The 14,831-nt window shown below is 50.7% G+C and carries 14 protein-coding genes; 4 read left to right on the top strand and 10 right to left on the bottom strand.

Translation table 11 applies throughout. The annotated features are described in order from the left end of the window. Positions 1 to 3: 3 nt before the first annotated feature. Positions 4 to 1,614 carry a response regulator transcription factor gene (locus AAIG11_RS07480; protein WP_343185618.1) on the bottom strand — a complete coding sequence of 537 codons (1,611 nt, stop codon included), beginning with the start codon at positions 1,612 to 1,614 and terminating at the stop codon, positions 4 to 6. Positions 1,615 to 1,747: 133 nt separating this feature from the next. Between AAIG11_RS07480 and AAIG11_RS07485 the strand changes: the two genes are divergently transcribed. Continuing rightward, positions 1,748 to 1,987, top strand: coding sequence for a hypothetical protein (locus AAIG11_RS07485; RefSeq protein ID WP_343185619.1), 240 nt, complete (start codon positions 1,748 to 1,750; stop codon positions 1,985 to 1,987). Continuing rightward, on the top strand, positions 1,947 to 3,188 hold the full coding sequence (locus AAIG11_RS07490; RefSeq protein ID WP_343185620.1) for a DUF4317 domain-containing protein: 1,242 nt from the start codon (positions 1,947 to 1,949) through the stop codon (positions 3,186 to 3,188). The genes AAIG11_RS07485 and AAIG11_RS07490 overlap by 41 nt, the downstream gene beginning before the upstream one ends. 48 nt (positions 3,189 to 3,236) lie before the next feature. Here AAIG11_RS07490 and AAIG11_RS07495 read toward each other — a convergent pair whose 3' ends face one another. The 3 genes from AAIG11_RS07495 to AAIG11_RS07505 all read right to left on the bottom strand — a co-directional run bounded on the left by AAIG11_RS07495 (position 3,237) and on the right by AAIG11_RS07505 (position 7,352). Further along, positions 3,237 to 4,394, bottom strand: coding sequence for a serine hydrolase domain-containing protein (locus AAIG11_RS07495; RefSeq protein ID WP_343185621.1), 1,158 nt, complete (start codon positions 4,392 to 4,394; stop codon positions 3,237 to 3,239). 69 nt (positions 4,395 to 4,463) lie between these two features. After that, positions 4,464 to 5,903, bottom strand: a complete 1,440-nt coding sequence (locus AAIG11_RS07500; RefSeq protein ID WP_343185622.1) for a dipeptidase — start codon at positions 5,901 to 5,903, stop codon at positions 4,464 to 4,466. A gap of 69 nt (positions 5,904 to 5,972) precedes the next feature. Beyond that, complete coding sequence (locus AAIG11_RS07505) at positions 5,973 to 7,352, bottom strand: aldehyde dehydrogenase (protein WP_343185623.1); 1,380 nt, start codon at positions 7,350 to 7,352, stop codon at positions 5,973 to 5,975. 155 nt (positions 7,353 to 7,507) lie between these two features. Between AAIG11_RS07505 and AAIG11_RS07510 the strand changes: the two genes are divergently transcribed. Together AAIG11_RS07510 and AAIG11_RS07515 are read left to right on the top strand one after the other, a co-directional pair. Beyond that, complete coding sequence (locus tag AAIG11_RS07510; RefSeq protein WP_343185624.1) at positions 7,508 to 7,948, top strand: Lrp/AsnC family transcriptional regulator; 441 nt, start codon at positions 7,508 to 7,510, stop codon at positions 7,946 to 7,948. Between the two features lie 37 nt (positions 7,949 to 7,985). Further along, entirely contained in the window at positions 7,986 to 8,627 is a 642-nt protein-coding gene (locus AAIG11_RS07515) for a LysE family translocator (RefSeq protein WP_343185625.1), read from the top strand. Here AAIG11_RS07515 and AAIG11_RS07520 read toward each other — a convergent pair. From AAIG11_RS07520 to AAIG11_RS07545, 6 genes are all read right to left on the bottom strand, one after another. Next, on the bottom strand, positions 8,554 to 9,177 hold the full coding sequence (locus tag AAIG11_RS07520; protein WP_343185749.1) for a response regulator transcription factor: 624 nt from the start codon (positions 9,175 to 9,177) through the stop codon (positions 8,554 to 8,556). The genes AAIG11_RS07515 and AAIG11_RS07520 overlap by 74 nt on opposite strands. Further along, positions 9,155 to 10,261: a sensor histidine kinase gene (locus AAIG11_RS07525; RefSeq protein WP_343185626.1), complete on the bottom strand. Its 1,107-nt coding sequence runs from the start codon at positions 10,259 to 10,261 to the stop codon at positions 9,155 to 9,157. Before AAIG11_RS07525 ends, AAIG11_RS07520 begins: the two co-directional genes overlap by 23 nt. Before the next feature lie 79 nt (positions 10,262 to 10,340). After that, the gene (locus tag AAIG11_RS07530) at positions 10,341 to 11,453 is read right to left on the bottom strand and encodes an ABC transporter permease (protein WP_343185627.1); all 1,113 of its coding nucleotides are present in this window, start codon (positions 11,451 to 11,453) and stop codon (positions 10,341 to 10,343) included. Then, positions 11,450 to 12,541 (bottom strand): ABC transporter permease, encoded by a 1,092-nt coding sequence (locus AAIG11_RS07535; protein ID WP_343185628.1) that lies wholly within the window; start codon positions 12,539 to 12,541, stop codon positions 11,450 to 11,452. Before AAIG11_RS07535 ends, AAIG11_RS07530 begins: the two co-directional genes overlap by 4 nt. Further along, a complete protein-coding gene (locus AAIG11_RS07540; protein ID WP_343185629.1) occupies positions 12,538 to 13,491 on the bottom strand; it encodes an ABC transporter ATP-binding protein in 954 nt (317 codons plus the stop codon). Before AAIG11_RS07540 ends, AAIG11_RS07535 begins: the two co-directional genes overlap by 4 nt. A 96-nt stretch (positions 13,492 to 13,587) precedes the next feature. Further along, positions 13,588 to 14,805, bottom strand: a complete 1,218-nt coding sequence (locus AAIG11_RS07545; RefSeq protein ID WP_343185630.1) for a DUF418 domain-containing protein — start codon at positions 14,803 to 14,805, stop codon at positions 13,588 to 13,590. Positions 14,806 to 14,831 lie beyond the last annotated feature (26 nt).

Genomic DNA, 14,831 nt, shown 5'->3' on the forward strand with positions numbered 1-14,831 from the left:
CTCCTAAGCAAATATTTTTCGGTATTCATTGGGCTGCAAACCCGTGTGCTTCTTAAATGACTTGGTAAAATATTTCACATCGTTATATCCCACCATCAAAGACACGTCTAAAATCCTTAAATCAGATTCTTTAAGCAGTACCTTTGCTTTTTCGATTCGGGTCTTTGACAGATACTCAATGAAAGAGCTGCCTGTCTCTTTCTTGAACACACTGCTAAAATAGCAGGAGTTAAACCCGATATGTGTGCCTACTTCTTCCAGTGTCAGCGGGTTCATATAGTTCTCTTCAATATATTTCTTCGCCTGTCTGATTGATTTTAAACCGCTGCGAGATCCATCTTCGATAAACGCGCTGATGGAAGATGTGATATGGAAACTGAGGGCCTCAAATAGTTCATCCATAGAGCCTGCTTGTTCCAGACGGCGAATCAAAACGTTTTCCTTTTCTGAAACAATACTGAAATGCGTATGACTGCTCTTCATTGTCCGATGGAATAGTTGAATTGTTTCATGAATCATCTGTTTGAGATAAGCACCGCCGATGGGAATCTGTGCGATTTCATTCTTAAACCCTTCAATGGCCCTTTCAACACCTTCCATATCCAAGTGTTCTATTTGGAGAGTGAGTGCTTTAGAAAAACCATGGTACAGATGATCCACTACAGCCTGATCCATCATCTGATGGTTTGGCATAATAACGCTGCCGCTTCCCGTCACGATTCGGTCTTCCGCTAACAGACTTGCCGACCCCAGGGATTCCACCAAACCATTCAGGCTCTGCTTTTCTTCCCCTATGGCGATGGTCACAACAAACCCTTGCTTTCTTCCTTCCATTTGATTGCTCTGTTTCAAGATCTGATGTAGCGTCTCTTTCATGTTGCTTTTCTGATCTGAAGAATAGTTCATGATCAAGTAGAGCGTTCTCTGTTTTCTGACAACCTCCCCTTCATGCACTAAGTTTTGAATAGAGGCTGTCAGACGGGCAGTCATTTCATCCATCAACTGCTGAAGGCTTGGTGAATCAATCTTTGCTGCCTGATCAATCTTAATACAGGCCACGCTAAACAACCCTTCTCGAAATTCGAAGTGATACGTCTCGTTTATGTCACACAACCGATGCTCGTGATAACTTCGCGCATTTATAAACATAAGATCATTTAAGAACCATTGCCTTGTCTTACTCACATCGTCTTTAAGCATCATTACGTAGTCTTTTTCCAAATCAATTTGGTCATTTTTCCTGTTAACACACGCGATCACCTTCATCAATGATTTAAGCAGTTCGTTTTGATTAATGGGTTTAAGCAAATACTCCTGCACACCTAAAGCGATTGCTTTTTTAGCATATTCAAACTCACCATAGCCACTGATGATAATAAACTCGACATCATTTCTGATTCTTTTTATTTTCTCGATCATTTCCAGCCCGTCACAACCAGGCATCCTAATATCTGTAATGACAATATCCGGCTTTTCTTTTTCTGCCAGAGCCAAAGCTTCCACGCCATTATGCGCAGTCCCCACCAGGCACATCTCAAGCTTCTCCCAGTCAATTAACTTGATAATCAATTGACAAATCCGCACTTCATCATCCGCAATGATCACGCGCACCATTTACTTCAGCTCCCCCATCATCAGGCTTCAGTTGCAACCACCTCTATTAGCTTGAACCAGACTATGTCACATGTCCACAGGCTGATTATACCATTACCACTACGCATCACAAAATATTCTGTCTCATCCGCACGTGCTGACAGATGAATTTCCCCTTGGAACACCGCAAGATTTCATTGCCAGCATGACTGCTTTTTGCCGCCACGTTTTTTTGACAACGCGTTATTTCTTTTATCTCTTCCTGCTTTTTGATAGAATGGATATCGAGTTGTTTCATCAACTATTTCTGGCACCTATTTCAAACAAACTTTCCGCCATAGGAGGCGTCAAGCATGCAGAAAAAAGACATTTTGGAACTAAAGAAACGGTTTAAGAAAAACGACTGCACCTTCACCAAGGTGTGTGGCTGTTATGTAAGTAATGACCAGCGCATCCTGCTGCAGTTTCGGGAAACTTTTCTCACCCTGGAAGAAGAGGATGCTTTCAAATATCTGGAAATTGCAGGAAAAGTCATGTCCGGTGGTATTGATAATCAAATTTTAGCATTGCAGTTTCCTTTGGATGATACCCTTGAAAATCAGCACCAGGCTTTTCTTTATCAGCTGAAAAAAAGTCAGCTGAAAGACGATGAGCTATTACACACCTTCTATCAGTCGGTGATTGATCAGTATGATCACGATAACAGCAATTATCTGATTTTGTTGTTCCATGATGCCTACGATGTCATCACCAAAACCAGCGACAAGGCCAAGTTGGATGAATCGGAAGAGGTGTATGAGTACCTTTTGTGCGCCATCTGCCCCGTCACCCTTTCTGAGCCAGGCCTGCGTTATGATGAGCAGGTGCAGAAAATCAAGGCGCGGGCACGGGACTGGGTGGTGGAAAAGCCTGTGGTGGGCTTTGTTTTCCCCGCCTTTATTGAGCGCAGCCCCGATGTGAACACAGTGATGTACTACACCAAGAACCCCAAAGCACCTCACCCGGAAGTGATGGCCGGTGTACTGGGCTGTCTTCCCAGGCAAACAGCCACTTTGCAGCGGGAATCCTTTCAGATGATTGTGCATGACTGCCTGGGACCAGACGAGGAAAAGGGCGAGCGTGCCCTGCTGGAAATTCATGAAAACCTGCGCACCATGGTGGAAGACCATGAGTTTCAATACGAAGGAATGGAAGAGCCTCCTTTTCATTTGAATCAGGAACAGGTACAGCGTTTAATGCAGGAAAGCGGCATTCCCGAAGAGGCGGCTGCCAAAATTGAACTTTCTTATCGCCAGTGTTTTGAGGAAGATCTGCCTCTGGCCAAGCATATGATGGACCCCAAAATTCTGAAGGCCGGCGAACAACGCAAAAAAGAAACCCGCCTGGAGAGGCAGGTGGAATCGCTGCAGACAGAGCTGGAAAAAGTCTCCAGCGATCTTCAGCCCGATATGAATGAAGTGATTTTGCGGGTGAATCCCAGTAAGACTTCCCAGATTTCCACTCAAATCATTGACGGCCAGCGCTGCCTGGTGATTCCCCTTGACGCGCACGAGCAGGCCACCATCAACGGCCAGCGGCAAGAACCGGAGGTGTAGCTGGCCGAAAATGTTCCATTAGCTGATGATGCACCATCACTTGTTCTCTCATCTGTTGCGCATCACCTGCACCATGCCCGGAACCACTTTGAAAGGAGCCGGGGCCCCCATCACCTGGCTGACAGTACCGGTATAAATCATTTGTACCTCACGACAGTAAAAGAGCCATGAGCCCACTGCTCCAGTGTGACCCATTAAGGGAGGCACCGGTTTAAAGGGGGTCATCAACCGGGGGATTTCAAAACGCATCATTCCCATCCCATAGGCGATGGGCCAGCTGGGGGTAATGGGACTGAGGGCAAAGCTCAGTGTCTTCCAGTTGCCCATCATCAAATGCAGGGTTTCCGCGTTCTGAAAAACCTGCCCTTGAATCAGGGCTCTCATGAAAGCTGTCAGGTCGCTGAGGGTGCTGTTTAAATCACCGAAGGATCGCATCACCCGGGGCTCCGGCTGGAAGGGCTCACTCCCATTCCATACCGTGGCTGTGGGTTTCGTTGGCTGAAGAGGGTGATCACCTGGGTGAAAGGTGTGCCCAAGTGCCAGAGGCTCAAAAATTTCTTCCCGGAAGACCTGACCGATCCCCTGGCCGGTCACTGCTTCCACCACCGCCACCACCAGCTGGTAGTTGGTATCAGAGTACCGAATTTTGTAACGGCTGCTGCCTGGCGTCCGGGGCTCAAAAAGAGGCTTGCCAGCATCTTTCACAATTTTCAGGACGGAGTCGATTGTCCACGGACCCTGATCGCCTGCAACCACACGATCAACCAACGTTCTGCCGTCATTGCCTTTCAGTTCCAGATAATCTGGCAGGCCTGATGCATGACTCAACAGATGCCGCAGGGTCAACCGATTCCCATAGTCCACTCCCTTTACCACGTGAACTCCCTGAAGCCATTCTTCGGGCAGGTGTGCCGCCACCGGATCATCAATGGATAGTCTGCCGGCTTCCTGCAGTTTCAGCACGGTGACTGCTATAAACATCTTGGTGATGCTGGCAATCCAGAAGGGCCTGTCTGTTTCCATCGGGGTACCGTCGGGATGCGCAATGCCGGTGGCCGCCGACCATTTGCAGCTACCATCCAGACTTTCCACCGAAGCCACTGCATGCTTCACATGCTTCATGGCTGTCAGCTGATGCAGCAGATGCTGATAGGCTTCTGCATGGGATTCAGTAAATGGGTTCCTGCCACCTTGCTTCTCGTTCACGATGTGATCCTCCTAAGCTGTTCTCTTCTAAGGGCCCTTGCTTCATCAAAGGTCTGACATTTCAGCACACTATTGCAAGTAAACAATTAACGTTTCTCGGGCCACCACACGGGAGCCGCTGCTGCCTTCAAAGGTGATGACATGAAAGTTCCCCCGGTCTTCGGTATTGCCCCGGTTCAGCAGGGGGGTTGGCATCTCCAGAGAAAGGGTGCCTGTTGCTGCATGCCACTCTGGTTCATAGGGAATGCCGTTGACGATCACCCGAAAGGTGGCGGCATCAACAAAGTGGCCGCCATGGCTGATCACTTGAGCCGCGAAGCGGGGACGGGTATCGTGGATGATTTCCCCTGGCTGAAGTTCCGGCAAAATGGTGAAGCCCAGCCCCCTGGGGGAATCAGGCTGTTGGGCCTGTGCTTCCACCTCCCTGAAAACCCGCAGCGCATTGCCCCCCAATATTTTCTTCAGGTCTTCCTCGGAGTATCCCCGGCGCACCAGTTCTTCTGTTAAATGGGGAAGATGGGATGCATTGGGCAAATCCACCGGCATGGGCGCCCCGTCGAAATCGGAGCCAAGCCCTACATGATCCACTCCAATGAACCCAGCTACATAATCGATGTGATCTGCCAAACGGGCGATGGTGGCCGTCTGCCCCACGTCTGCCACAGTGGTGGCCCAGAAGTTGATATGTGCCACTCCCCCGTTTTCTTTCAGTGCCAGTAACTGATCGTCCGACAGATTTCGTACATGGGGCCGCACACCGTCCACGCCGGAATGTGAAGCAATCACTGGCGCCTGAACGATGGCCATGGTGTCGTAAAAAGTGGTTTCATTCATGTGGGAAACATCCACGATGATTCCCAGTCGGTTCATTTCCCGAATAACGGCTTTTCCCAGATCTGTGAGTCCTGCATCAGGGTCCTGGTTGGCAACATGGGCACCGGCTCCCAGGGAATTGGGGGTATTCCACACAATCCCGGCTGCTCTAACCCCCAGGTCATCATACTGATGAAGGAGTTCAATGGCGTTTTCATCAGTGAAGGCATACATGCCCTCCAGCGTGGCCACAGCCACATGTTTTCCGTCTGCCAGACCCTTTTCCAGTTCACTCATACTGCGGGCAATGACCATGGTGTCCCTGTTTCGCTGTGCCGTCCAGTGCAGGGCGTTGATCAGTGCCAGGGTGCGGCTGTTGGTGCGGGGAATGATGTGCGCGCTGTCGGTCTGGTACACGTTATAGGCGGCATAAAAGGCCACATCAAGGCCACCGGCCTTTGCTTTTGCAATGTCCAGCTGAAAATCTGCCGGCGTCGTGCCACCGATGTCAATCACCGGCAGCCAGGTGCGTTCATCCACCACTTTCATCATGGTGTCGTTGTGGGTATCGATGACACTGGCGTTCAAATGAATATCTTCTGCCCTCAATGCCGGCGAAGTCACGGCAACCGCCGTCACACTGAAGCATAACACCAGTAAAAGAACTAAGATGTATCGCCCTCGAATCCTATGCATTGATATTCCTCCAGTTCATCTGCTATAACAAACGGCTGTCCTTTGACGCTTTTAAACCTTGCAGGTATTTTACAGAAACTTTTTGGCAAGCTTTAGTTTTTCCTCATCATAGGGCGCATAGCGAAGGGATGGATCCAGCAGCGTGCTGCTGCGCATCATTGCCTTCATGTTGGAAAACAGCTGAAAGGAAGCTTCGCCGTGGTAGCGACCCATGCCGCTGCTGCCCACGCCGCCGAAGGGCAGGTGGGGGTTGGCCACGTGAACGATGCAGTTGTTGATGCATCCTCCGCCAAACTCAATGGCGCTGATGATCTGTTCTTCAATGCGCCGGTTTTCTGTAAACAGGTAGAGGGCCAGGGGGTGGCGATGACGGCGGACAATGTGCACCACTTCTTCCAGATCATTAAAGGTCATCACCGGCAAAATGGGGCCGAAGATTTCTGCCTGCATGATGGAATCCTCCGGGGTAATGTCGTCCAGAATCGTGGGCGCCATGTAAAGCTGTGCCGGATCGATTTCACCCCCGGTGATCAGCCTGCCATCTGTCAGGTAGCTTGTCAGCTTGTTAAAGTGACGTTGGTTAACGATACGCCCGTAGCTGTCACTGCGGGAGGGGTAGGGGCCATAAAAGGCGTGAATGGCTTTCACCATATGGTGCATCAGGTCTTCTTTCACGTCCTGGTGAACCAGCAGGTAATCGGGAGCGATGCAGGTCTGGCCCGCATTGTAGTATTTTCCCCAGACAATGCGCCTGGCAGTTACTTCCAAATTGGCATCCTTCGCCACAATGGCCGGGCTTTTGCCGCCCAGTTCCAGGGTGACGGGTGTCAGGTGAGGGGCTGCCATGGCTAGAATTTCTTTTCCCACCCCAGTGCTTCCGGTGAAGAAAATGTGGTCAAATCGGTGGGGTTCAATGAGTTTTGGCCCCACTTCGGCACCGGGACCCCGGACCACCGTTACATACCGGGATTCGAAGGTGGTTTCAATCATGGTTTCAATCAGGGCTGCTGTGTGAGGTGTCTGTTCCGAGGGTTTCAGCATCACACAGTTCCCTGCCGCCAAGGCGCCAATGAGGGGCACCATCGCCAGCTGAAAGGGGTAGTTCCAGGGGCCGATGATAAGCACAACACCCTTGGGTTCCGGCTGAATATAGCTTTTGGAAGGTTCCAGCACCAGGGGAGTGGATACCTTCTTCGGTTTCACCCAAGAACGCAGGTGGCTGATACTTCGGCTCAATTCGTCGTAAAACAGGGCCAGTTCTGCGGTATAGGCTTCGAAGGCGGGCTTGCCCAAATCTTGATGAAGGGCTTGCATCAGTGCTTCTTCGTGCTTTTTCACTGTTTGCTTCAGGGCCCGAAGCTGCTTCAAGCGAAACAGGGTGGTACGGGTGGCACCGCTGTCGAAATAGGTGCGTTGCTGTTGAAATTGTTCTGTGATGGTTGATTTCATGGAACGGCCTCCTGTTCACCAGTACATGATTAATAAAATAAATAGCAATGATTTCTTTTCTTAAATTGTTTTTGATTTATACCCATTATCTATGAAAACATAAAGATATTGTGTATAATTTCATTAAATCATTTAACGAAAAGGAGGTCTGTCTGATGGATCAGATTGATAGCCATATTCTTGAGATCATGAAAGCAAACGGACGAGTAACTGTTTCAGAAATCAGCAAAAAGGTGAATCTTTCCATCCCTGCAGTCTCTGAGCGCATTAGAAAACTGGAAGAGAGTCAGGTAATTGAGGCGTACAGCATCAGAATCAATCGCAGGAAGATGGGCTACCACCTGCTGACCATTATTTTTGTCAACATTGATCACACAGTACACATCAGCGACTTTCGGGAAACCATTGTTGCATTTGAAGAAGTCATTGAATGCCATCACATGGCCGGCGAGTATGATTATATGCTGAAGGTGCTGCTGAAAGACACTGCTGAACTGGAAGTCTTTCTAAGTCAAAAGCTGAAGGGGATTCCGGGCGTCCAAAAGTCAAACTCATTCATCATTCTATCCACCTTAAAAGAGATTGCCAACAGATAGGAGGGTCTTTATGGTGTCCAGGGGGTTCAAATTTGGAATGCTGTTGCAGATAGCCGTCGGCCCCATCTGTCTTTTTGTGTTTCAAACGGCTGTCAGTCATGGTTTTCCCGCCGCCATGGCTGGCGTCACCGGTGTCACGCTGATTGATGCCTTATTCATCCTGGCGGCCATCCAAGGGCTGGGAACGCTGCTGCAACGCAGCAACCGCATCAAAAAAGCCCTTCAAACTATCGGTGCGTTCATTCTCATTGTTTTTGGAATCAGTATCATCACCGGAACCTTTGGACTTTCCATTCTCCCCAGTGTCACCTTTTTATCACTGCACACCGTCACTCATCCTTTTTTTAAAGCTTTGTTGCTGACCCTTTCAAATCCATTGACAATTCTGTTCTGGGCCGGCGTTTTCTCCACAAAAATGATTGAAGATGAGCTGCGCCTGGGTGATATGTATCTTTTTGGTTTTGGAGCTGTCTTGTCAACGGTGTTCTTCTTATCCATGGTCGCTGCCATTGGTCATTCTGTCAATGCAGTTCTACCAGTTTTGCTGTTGACAGGTTTAAATGTATTCATCGGCCTTGTGTTGATTTTCTTGGGCATCAGGGCTTTCAGAAATGCTTCAAATAAAAAATGGCCAGTTGGGTGCGATCCCGCAGAGACAGTTTATCCAAGAGAACGGTGATATAATTGCGTACGGTGCCTTCACTTAAATAGAGCTTTTCTGCGATTTCACGGTTGGAGTGGCCCTCTCCCACCATTTCCAGCACTGCCATTTCACGATCGGTGAGCTGCAGATCTGTCTGGGTCATCTTTTTTCCCTCACGAATCATGTGGGTAAGGCTGCTGGCCACCTGGGCCTCCAGCACCGTATTCCCCCGGGCCACGGCCCGCAGGGTTTCCACAATGCTTTCTGCCGGCTGGCTCTTGAGAATATAGCCCGAAGCACCATGCTTCAGGGCTTCTTTGATGTAGGCTTCATCTTTAAAGGTGGTCAGAATCACCACTTTGGTAGCAGGGTACTGCTCCCGAATGCGCCGGGTGCCCAGCACCCCGTCCATCACCGGCATGCGCACGTCCATGAGCACCAGATCCGGTTGTGCGCTTCCGCAGAGGGCCACGGCCTCTTGCCCGTTGCCAGCGGTTCCCACCACCTGAAAATCAGTTTCCATCTCCAGTATTAACGTCAAGCTGTCCCGAATCAGGGCGTCGTCATCCACGATGATGATCTTCAGCATTTCCTTCGCCTCCACTCTCATGGTCTCTGGGCAGAATACACACAATCATAAATCCTTCCCGGGCGTTCACTGAGAAGCTGCCTCCGGCATGGTACACCCGCTCCCGCATACCGCTGATGCCCATCCCTTCACGAATTTGCCGGCAGCCGCTGCCGTTGTCCTGGATGAGCAGGCGAATGATTTTGTCCCGTACATCCAGTTCCATGGTCACACGACTGGCACCGGAATGGCGGGCGGTGTTGGTGAGGGATTCTTTGATGATGGTGGTTAGAATGGCCACCTGGTGGGGGGTGATCAGGCTGAAATCTCCCTGGTGGCGAAAATCAACAGGGCAGTACTGAAAATTGTCGATGATTTTCTGGAAGTGTGACCAATCCTGTACCTGTCGGGGACGAATGTTGTGAACGGTGTTGCGAAGCAGTTCCACCGAACCTGCCAGGCCAATGACGGTTTTTTGAATCAGTTCTTTGGTTTTTGCCGGGTCTTTTGCCATCACCCGTTCAGCCGCCTGGAGCTGCAGCAGGTTGCCTGCCAGATCATGGCCAATGCTGTCGTGGATTTCCCGCGCGATCCGGTTACGCTCCCTGATTTCTGCCAGGTGGGTGGTTTCTTCTGCTGCCTGCAGCAACTGGTTTTTGGTCGCTTCCAGCACATACCGGTTTTGGCGTTCCTGGTCATAGGCTTGCTGGTACGTGCGGCGGGCATTATCCAGCTGTTGTTTCTGAAAGCCGGCATAGGTGCACACTGCCATGAGCAGCAGATAGGCCATGAACCACCGTCTGTCAAGAAAGAAAATACCCGGCAACAACAGTACTGGAACCAGCGGTACCCATCTCCGGGCCACCAGGTCATGGGCTGTTATCCCCAGCAATGTGACATATAGAGGATTTGCAGCAGACAGGATCAGTACCAGTATCCCCTCGAAGGCGATCATCACCAGGTTACTGAGATACCGGGCGCGCACCACATAAAAGGCTGCTAAAAGCAGCAGCCCGGCAAACTCCTGCAATGGCACCGTTTCTCCAAACTTCAGGCTGGCGGCAACCCAGATGAGTAACAGGATTTTCAGTGGATCCCTCATGGCATTCCCCTGCCTTTATTATCAGCTGTCCCGTTGGCTATTAATTGATTGATCTTTGCTTACTCCCATCATAATGGTCTCAGCTGCTAATGTCTACCCGTCGCCACCCACCCAGAAGAAAAAATACCAGGGCAAAGAGCATGAGGATGATGAGTTCCCAGGTTGCATCCACCAGCCGGCCAGTTTCAATGACTTTGCCGGCAGCCTGCATCATCCATGTGGTGGGCAGGAACAGACCCATATGCTGGAGTACTTCAGGCATGATTTCCCGGGGCCACAGCAACCCTCCCAGCATGGCCATGGGGGTCACCAGTAAAGACGACAGGGTCCCTGCATGCCTGGTACTCTTCACATTGGCGGCCACAGCCACTCCCAGGGAAATGCATACCACCGCAAAGACCATCATGACTCCGAAAAGAGCAGCCATATTGGCTCCCAGGTACATTTCCATCAGCCACCGGGATACCACAAAGACCCCTGCCACCTGAATGAGCATGATAACAATGAAGCAGGTGATCATCTGAAACAGATAGCTGCGCTGGGTCAGCGGTGTGATCATCGCCCGGTGGAATGTTCTGTTTTCCCGGTCTTTCAGTAAATACATGGCTGCATAAAAAGACAGAAAGAGCATGTTCATCCCTAAAATCCCCATGGCACTCACCGCGTCCCAGGCCTGTTGGGGCGAAGTGCCGTCTGCCTGGGCCACCACCACTTGCATCTGTGTCTGGCGCAGGGCATCCATCCGCTGGTAAAAAACATTCTCATTACCCTTAGCTGCCAGGCCCTGGCTGCGGGCAGTGGCAATGAAACCCTCCGCTGCCATGCGCACCGGCATTGAAAGGTTGGAGGCCTCAATGCTGTAACGATATACCTCTGGCTGGCGCCCTGCCAGCACATCGCTGGTAAACCCTTTTTCCACCACCAGTACCATGCTGACCTGGCTTCTGGCCAAGGCTCCCCGTACCGCGTCTTCTTTCATGGGAATCACTGATACCTGATGGCGAAGGGTTTCTTCCAGTTGCCGGGTCAGCGGAGTTTGGTCCTGATCCACCAGGCCCACGTTCATGGCATCACTTCCCGTCATTCCCAGCCCGAAAAGCAGGCTGATCATCACAGGTGGAATCACCAGCACCAGCAACAGGCTCAGTTTATTGCGAAGAAGCCGTCGAAAAATGGTTGCTGAAATAATCATATGCGGGCCCTCCTTTCACTGAGCAGGGCTGCCAAAAAAGCGGCACCGATGAACAGGCCCATGACTCCCAGCGTGACCATGATGGTCAGATTATCGCCCCCATAGATGGTGGTGAAGAGAGCCGTTTGTGCCAGATAATTGGGTGAAAGATACTGCAGGTAGCTGATCCAAGAACCGGCAGAAAAAGTGATTCGGAAAAAACCACCGGCTAAAAATGTCATGACCGGTACCAGCACATTGATGATATTACCTGCCAGGGTCTCATCCTGCACGATCATGACAAGCGCTGTGCCCAGCCCGGTGGCCACCAGCCCCGCGAGTAATATAATGACACCCACCATAAGGGCATTGTTGCCCCAGTTGACGCCAAATGCCATTCGAGTGAACACCACCACGATGACAGATTGCATCAAAATGGTGGTCAGGTTAGCCAGCACCAGCCCCCAGTAGTGCTGCACCGGCAACAGGGGCGTACTGGCAATGCGCTTGCCCACCGGCCCCAGATAACAATGTTTCATCCCATACACAGAATAGATGGCACCGTACATGATAAACATCACCATCATGGTAACGGCGTAATAATCCATGGCTCCCGGCAGTACTTCACTGGCCGCCAACGACCTGGGAAGAATCTGCTCCGGTTGAATTTCTGAGGAGAGGCCGATGACAAAGCTGTTCAGCAGACTCTCCAGCACACTGGTGCGCAGGGAGTTTTGTGAACCGGCCAGCAGCTGAATAGCCGCCGGCTGAAGTGCTGTGCCACCGCCAGGCAAATGGATGAAGGCATGACTTTCCCCTGTTTTTACCCGTTCCTTCCCCGCTTGCTCTGTTACAACCGGCTGAATTTTCAGCAGGCCTTCTCCTTCCCTTTCCTGAAGAAACTGCTTCAGACCCATTCCTGCGGGTCCCTGATCTTCGATGAAAAGAGCTGTTTCAATGGCGGGCAGCTGATTGACTTGAAAAGCCGGGGCCAGAGATACCCCCAGAATAAAGATCAGTGCCAGTGGCAGCAACAGCATTTCCAGATAGGTGGAACGGTCTCGCCAGTTTTGTTTCAGGGTGTACCAAAAGATGGTGGCCACACTCATGGCATTTCCCCCGTTCCGCTGTCACGAAGGCTTTTGCCTGTCAATGTTAGAAAGACGTTTTCAAGGGTGACTTTTTCCACCTGCAGAGAACGGATTTCTGAATCAAAGCGTCCAATGATCTGACTGATTTTTCCAATGAGACCGCTGTCCTTCTGTACCAGCACCGTCAGTTTTTTCCCCTCCAGATGACACTCCAGCACACCCGGGAGCTGCTTCATTTCCGCCACCAGTGAGTAGTTGACTTCTGAGAGAATGATATCGATCCTCTCTTCTGAAGAAATCATGCTTTTCAACTCTTCTGAGGTGCCCTGGGCAATGATGCGTCCCTGGTCCATAATGGCGATGCGGCTGCAAAGATCATCCACTTCTTCCATATAATGGGAGGTGTACAGAATGGTGGTGCCTTTCTGTTGAAGGGTGCGCACGGATTCAAGGATATGGCTGCGTGACTGAGGGTCGATGCCCACTGTCGGTTCGTCCATAATCAGCAGGCGGGGCTGATGAACAATGGCGCAGGCAATGTTCAATCGCCGCTTCATGCCGCCGGAGTACTTTTTGGGAAACTGTTTTTCGTGGCCAGTCAGACCTGAAAAAGCCAGGGCTTCTTTGACGCCTTCCCTTAAGAGGTTCCCTCTAAGTCCGTAAAGTTTCCCAAAAAAAGTGACGTTTTCTTCTGCTGTTAAATCATCGAAAACTGCGATCTCCTGGGGAACCACTCCAATTTTCCTTTTCACGTCACGGCTGTTTAGATGTAGTTCTTCCCCAAAAATGCGAATGGTCCCTGCATCTATTCTGGCAAGCCCGGTGATCATGTTCAACGTGGTTGTTTTTCCCGCCCCGTTGGGCCCCAGCAGCCCCATGATTTCCCCATCTTTTATCTTTAGATTGAGATGATCCACTGCCAGGTGATCCTGATAGCGTTTCACCAAACTTTCCAGTTCCAGCAGCATGGCTGCCCCTCCTTTCGGTCTGTTTGACTCTGTAAATGACAGTTCGGCCTGTTGTGATTCAGCTTGTAGTCATATGTGCTGAAGTTCGTTGTATATTCATGAACCCTGCTCCATCAAACCTGATGAGCCTGCAGTCACCGCGAAGTTCCTTTTGAAGGGTTGACGCCTTTTGTAAGTTAATGATCGCCACAGCCATTCCATGGGTCCAAATTGGTACCGGTTCAGCCACCAGGTGCTGAAGGGAATCTGCAGCAGGTAAATGAGGAATGTGATGCCCCAAAGCCCCGCCGGACCCACCTGTTCATAGAATCCCAGGCCATACCCGTTAAAGATCAGTGAGCCAATAAGGGAGTGCATCAGGTAATTGGTCAGCGCCATGCGCCCCACCCGGCCCACAGGGGCCAGCCATTTGGCTCCCCGGGGTTTCAGGTATAAAAGGCACAACCCAGCCACATAGACACTGGCCAACAGAGGTGCCCCCAACACCCAAAAGAAGGTGGATATCCAAGGCAGTTCAGCAAAGAGAATAAATGCGCCATTGAAGGAAAGTCCGAAGATCAGCCCCCACAGAAACAGGGTTTTCAACGCCCCTTTCTTTTCCGGCAGCTTCTGAAAGATTTCTTTTCTGCCCGCCAGCAGTCCCAGTAAAAACATGGCCATCACCACGCCCCCCTGGGAAAGAAAGGTGATCACCAGGGAAAAGAGGCCTCCCATCGTTTGAAAAATCAATAGAGATAGTGGGCTGCTGCTGGTGTGTGCCTCCCGTGCCATAGGAACAATATAGGCCATTTCTTCCGGCACTTCACCGCCGGTGGCCAGGGGCCCGCCCATGATCCCCAAAGTAAGCACCCCAATCACCAGGAAGATACCCGCCCAAATGAGCAGGGCGCGGTCACTCCGTTTTCGAAATGCCATGAGGAGAAAACCCAATAGTGCATAGTGACGGAGAATGTCACCAATGAAAAAGAAAGCGGTATGAAGCATTCCTAAGCCAAATAGAATCCAGAGGCGCCGGGGATAAAAGCTTTTCAACGACTGGCCCTTGGCTTCAGCCCGACTCATTTGAAGGGAGAACCCCAGCCCAAAAAGAAACGAAAAAATCACGTAGAACTTTCCCAGTGCCAAGAAGTTCACCAAAAAGGCTGCTATCTGGTCATACCAGGGCAAAGCTGGTGGTTGGTAGCCCGGCAAAAAGGCGGGGCTCGCCATACCCGCAATGTTCACCGCCAGAATACCAAAAATGGCAAACCCCCGTAAAATGTCAAGTATGTCCATCCGTTCACTGGCCTGAACTGGTTGATGTGTCGTTATCATAATCAAACGCTCCCTTCATGTGAATA

Source organism: Anoxynatronum sibiricum (assembly GCF_039414295.1).
GTDB lineage: Bacteria > Bacillota > Clostridia > Peptostreptococcales > Tindalliaceae > Anoxynatronum > Anoxynatronum sibiricum.

What these genes read in the sequence shown, in the direction of transcription:
- AAIG11_RS07480 (WP_343185618.1), bottom strand. Translation starts at nt 1,614, where the DNA reads ATGGTGCGCGTGATCATTGCGGATGATGAAGTGCGGATTTGTCAATTG.
- AAIG11_RS07490 (WP_343185620.1), top strand. Translation starts at nt 1,947, where the DNA reads ATGCAGAAAAAAGACATTTTGGAACTAAAGAAACGGTTTAAGAAAAAC.
- AAIG11_RS07500 (WP_343185622.1), bottom strand. Translation starts at nt 5,903, where the DNA reads ATGCATAGGATTCGAGGGCGATACATCTTAGTTCTTTTACTGGTGTTA.
- AAIG11_RS07505 (WP_343185623.1), bottom strand. Translation starts at nt 7,352, where the DNA reads ATGAAATCAACCATCACAGAACAATTTCAACAGCAACGCACCTATTTC.
- AAIG11_RS07510 (WP_343185624.1), top strand. Translation starts at nt 7,508, where the DNA reads ATGGATCAGATTGATAGCCATATTCTTGAGATCATGAAAGCAAACGGA.
- AAIG11_RS07515 (WP_343185625.1), top strand. Translation starts at nt 7,986, where the DNA reads ATGCTGTTGCAGATAGCCGTCGGCCCCATCTGTCTTTTTGTGTTTCAA.
- AAIG11_RS07525 (WP_343185626.1), bottom strand. Translation starts at nt 10,261, where the DNA reads ATGAGGGATCCACTGAAAATCCTGTTACTCATCTGGGTTGCCGCCAGC.
- AAIG11_RS07530 (WP_343185627.1), bottom strand. Translation starts at nt 11,453, where the DNA reads ATGATTATTTCAGCAACCATTTTTCGACGGCTTCTTCGCAATAAACTG.
- AAIG11_RS07535 (WP_343185628.1), bottom strand. Translation starts at nt 12,541, where the DNA reads ATGAGTGTGGCCACCATCTTTTGGTACACCCTGAAACAAAACTGGCGA.
- AAIG11_RS07540 (WP_343185629.1), bottom strand. Translation starts at nt 13,491, where the DNA reads ATGCTGCTGGAACTGGAAAGTTTGGTGAAACGCTATCAGGATCACCTG.
- AAIG11_RS07545 (WP_343185630.1), bottom strand. Translation starts at nt 14,805, where the DNA reads ATGATAACGACACATCAACCAGTTCAGGCCAGTGAACGGATGGACATA.